We start from the raw sequence: 3,890 nt of genomic DNA, 5'->3' as shown, positions 1-3,890 counted from the left end.
AGGGGGACGACTTGGAAAAATTTCTCCCTTGTCTCCCCCCTCTCCCCCCCTCTCCCACTCCCCCGCTCTTCATTTCAACAGCTGGCTAGTACCAATGGCAGGAGGTCCCAATGCTTTATTGGCAATTAAATTGCTACCTGCGTTAGTCACATTGGGGAACGATCCAAGAATTCGTCTCACACGGGTGTTCAAACCATCTGAGTTAGAACCAGACATGACAATTTTAGAACAATCAATCCGCCAATTAATTCGTCGGCGGAAGTTGTCTAGTACAGTCACAGCCGCACCAGTGCAAGCCGAATCGGTTGCGGAAGGAATAATTAACTTAGTGAAAACCGAAGGTTATGATGTAGTGGTTTTAGGGGCTTCGCGAGAAGGATTGTTACAGCAAGCAATTCAAGGCAATATTCCCGAAGCGATCGCATCGAGTGTAGAGAGTACAGTAATTTTAGTCAGAGGTGCGATTAAAAGTTAACCTTTATGTACAAACACGCAAAATAAACATATTTTATCTGAAAATTAAAACGTGAAAAATTAAATTATACCAATTGAAAAAATGATGGCGACAAATCGATTGCTGAAACCCTTGCATAGCAACCTAAAATCTCAAATCCAAAATGGGATTAGCTGTGTGATTATACTTGGATTTGGTACAATTTTATTCACGAGTAATAGCAGTTTCGCCAATGACGCACCACCTTTAATAGCTCAAAATACCAATAAAATTGATGAATTTAATAGCGTGGGTACTGAACCGTTTTGGAATGTAACTGTAAGCAAAAGCGGAATTATCTACTCTTCACCAAATGCAAAAAAGCAAACTTTTCCTTATGTTACACCAATCAAAGCCGCAGGGCGTACCGCAGACATAGTAAGAGTTTACCGATTGCAGGGTAAACCCAACAGTATGTTAATTATTAAGAAAGAAAGTACCTGTAGAGATGGAATGTCTGACAAACAGTATCCTTACTCAGTAACTTTCATCCTGGATAACACAGTTTTAGAAGGGTGCGCTGAAAAAAAATAAGCGTATAGGGAATGCTTGACGGTGAATGCGCGTGGAGCGTGAAATAATCATACTGCACTAGCGTCTCCACGCTAACCAAGCCGAAGATAACTTCTTAATGCTGTCCAAACAGGCAATGCTATACTTATACTTATCAGCAGCTTTGCGGATAGCTTCTGGTAGGGTGGGATATGGGTGAATTGTTGAGTGCGATCGCACTCAAACCCAAATTATAGCGGTTTGCAGTTGAATCCAATATAGACCGAACTAAGCCAGGTGCTTCAAGTCAGCAGAGCCGATCAACGCACTGACTCCCCAACCCCTTCCCTAGTAGGGAAAGGGAGCAAGACTCATCAAAAATCAAATATGAGTCCTATATATATTCTCTTTGATTAGCGCTCTTTTATTACTCTCGCCAGATTAAATTTTAAACCCTATTTTCAGGTTAGTCCGCGCAGGCGGACGAGCGTTTGTGTAGCCGCGATTTTAATCGTTGGGGCTTCATGAGATTATTCTCTGCCCAGAGTCATAAAAGAGCTTTAGGAACTGAAGATTAGAGAGTGGGATAATAAAACTTCGTTGATTTTGGCGTCACTCTTCCCCAATACCTAGTTTCCACTACCCAGTCCCCTTTATGCACAAATTAAAAAAATGGAAAATTTTGCAATCAAAAATGGTCTTAGATAATTTTTGGTGCAAAGTGAGGCAAGATGAAATAGAATTACCCAATGGTCAAATAATAGACGATTTTTTTGTCATCCTTAGACCAGAAATTGCCTTAATTTTACCTATTACCAATAACCAAGAAATTGTTTTTGTACGGCAATACAGACATGGAGCAGGTGAAATCTTATTAGAACTACCTGCCGGAGGTTTCGATGCAACATATGAAAGTGCAGAAACAGCGGCAATCAGAGAACTTAAAGAAGAAACAGGTTATACAGCCGAAAAAGTTATCAAATTAGCTACCTTATACGATAATCCAGTTAAAGACACCAATAAAATACATTTATTTCTGGCAGAAAACGTCAGGAAAACTGGAGAGCAAAATTTAGATATTACCGAAGAAATAGAAATTGTCTTAATTCCTGTAGAATCCGTCTTAGAGAAAATTACCCAAGGAGAAATTTCCGTTTCAGGTAGCGTCGCTGCCCTTTTCTTAGGTTTGAATTATTTAAAATAGGGTGCGTTAAACGCATATTATGATAAATTTTTTAGCAATTATATAATTCTCTGCATCGAAAATTGAAATGACAACTCTGCGTTCCTTTGCGCTAACCTCCGCAACCCTCTGCGTTAAATTCTACATAAAAAAGTGCGTTACACTGCCTGAACGCACCCTACTTAACAGACGCGAAATACGAAGTCTCTACAACTCCTAACTCCTAACTCCTAACTCCTAACTATTCTACCTCGCCCACTGCTGTAAAATATAATTGTAAAAAGCCTCTTTATCAACTTTATCCATAGCCGAAATTTTTCGACCTCCAGACACCACTTGAGTACGTCCTTGACTCAAACCAGTTGTGATAACTTCTGTTTCCCACTCCCGCAGTTGATAAAACTCAGGATGAGCGAGATAAGCTGTTGCTAACACATCCCAAAAATAGTAATCTTGGGGAATAACTAACGCATAACATTGTCCTGCCAAATCAGAAATAGGATAACGTCGTTGTCGTCCCATTTTGTAAACAACCTCAGATGTCACAGGTACATTGTTAGTTAAATCCAAAGGACACATGATAATTTCAATTTTACTTTCCCACACTCGTGCTGCGGAAATGGGGTCCCAATAAACATTCCATTCAGCAGAACCGTCTTGTCCTGCTTCTAGGCTTTTTTCTACATTACCACCAACATTCAACGCACCACCCATCCAGACAATTTTTTGAATTTTCGCTTCAATTTCTGGTGCTTTATCTAATGCTACTGCAACCGTCGTCAAAGGACCCGTTACCATCAACGTTACTGGTAATGGTGCATCACGCAACACTTGTATCATGAAATCTTGACCTGGTTGTGCAAGCAAAGGAGTGCTAATTGTTTCGTTTTGATTGAGAATCGGCAGATGATCGACAATAAACGAATCACGACGGTAGAGACGGGGAAAGGGATTTATCCCGCGCACAGTGCTTAAAGCTACCGGGATATGAGAAGATTCCATCAAATCGAGAATTTTGCGTGTAGCGCTGACAGCAGGTTCAGCATAGCAATCAGCGGGAGTGACGACGACACCCAAAAGTTCAATATGATCCATCGTCATCAGCAGCATAGTTGCTAGATAATCATCAACACCACCATCGTGATCCATTAAAACAAGTTGTTTAGACATAAGTAGGAGAATTTACAAATGGATGAATTTATGCAAGCTGCCGTAGACGAAGCAAAACAAGGTAGACAAGAAGGTGGAATTCCCATCGGTTCCGTTCTTGTCAAAGATGGCAAAATCGTCGGCAGAGGACACAACAAGCGCGTACAAGACAGCGATCCTGTCACCCATGCCGAAATCGATTGTCTCCGCAACGCCGGCAGAATTGGCAGCTACGGAGGTACAACACTCTATTCAACCTTAATGCCGTGCTATTTGTGCGCTGGGGCAGTGGTACAATTTGGCATCAAAAAAGTCATTGCTGGTGAATCTAGAACTTTTCCTGGTGCGAAAGAATTTATGGTATCCCACGGTGTCGAAGTTATTGATTTGAATCTGGATGAATGCGAACAAATGATGAGCGAATTTATCGAAACCAACCCCGAATTGTGGAATGAAGACATTGGAAAGTAGTTAGGAGGTGTGGTAGAGACGTTCCGGTGGAACGTCTGTACGAAAGGTGCGCTAGAGACGTTCCACCGGAACGTCTGTACAGTTGTTAGTTATTATTTCCCC

The 3,890-nt window shown here is 41.3% G+C and carries 6 protein-coding genes; 4 read left to right on the top strand and 2 right to left on the bottom strand.

Annotated features, from left to right (window positions below; genetic code table 11):
* Both OGM63_RS03720 and OGM63_RS03715 read left to right on the top strand, forming a co-directional pair.
* Positions 1-475, top strand: a 475-nt coding sequence (locus OGM63_RS03720) for a universal stress protein (RefSeq protein ID WP_263744161.1), incomplete at its 5' end; no start/stop codon positions are given.
* Positions 476-556: 81 nt separating this feature from the next.
* Positions 557-1,027, top strand: coding sequence for a COG3650 family protein (locus tag OGM63_RS03715; protein WP_263744160.1), 471 nt, complete (start codon positions 557-559; stop codon positions 1,025-1,027).
* Positions 1,028-1,084: 57 nt separating this feature from the next.
* On the opposite strand, the gene OGM63_RS03710 is transcribed toward OGM63_RS03715, so the two are convergent.
* Complete coding sequence (locus OGM63_RS03710; protein ID WP_263744159.1) at positions 1,085-1,225, bottom strand: hypothetical protein; 141 nt, start codon at positions 1,223-1,225, stop codon at positions 1,085-1,087.
* Between the two features lie 415 nt (positions 1,226-1,640).
* On the opposite strand from OGM63_RS03710, the gene OGM63_RS03705 reads away from it, so the two are divergent.
* Entirely contained in the window at positions 1,641-2,189 is a 549-nt protein-coding gene (locus tag OGM63_RS03705) for an NUDIX hydrolase (protein ID WP_263744158.1), read from the top strand.
* 225 nt (positions 2,190-2,414) lie between these two features.
* Here the strand turns inward: OGM63_RS03705 and OGM63_RS03700 are convergent, their stop codons facing one another.
* Positions 2,415-3,338, bottom strand: coding sequence for a nucleoside hydrolase (locus OGM63_RS03700; protein ID WP_263744157.1), 924 nt, complete (start codon positions 3,336-3,338; stop codon positions 2,415-2,417).
* Between the two features lie 18 nt (positions 3,339-3,356).
* On the opposite strand from OGM63_RS03700, the gene OGM63_RS03695 reads away from it, so the two are divergent.
* The gene (locus tag OGM63_RS03695; RefSeq protein ID WP_263744156.1) at positions 3,357-3,788 is read left to right on the top strand and encodes a nucleoside deaminase; all 432 of its coding nucleotides are present in this window, start codon (positions 3,357-3,359) and stop codon (positions 3,786-3,788) included.
* Positions 3,789-3,890 lie beyond the last annotated feature (102 nt).

It is taken from the genome of Plectonema radiosum NIES-515 (genome assembly GCF_025753815.1).
Classification (GTDB): domain Bacteria; phylum Cyanobacteriota; class Cyanobacteriia; order Cyanobacteriales; family Nostocaceae; genus Hassallia; species Hassallia radiosum_A.
Note: the sequence above shows the minus strand (reverse complement) of the source record. Positions and strands in the feature narration are given on the sequence as shown.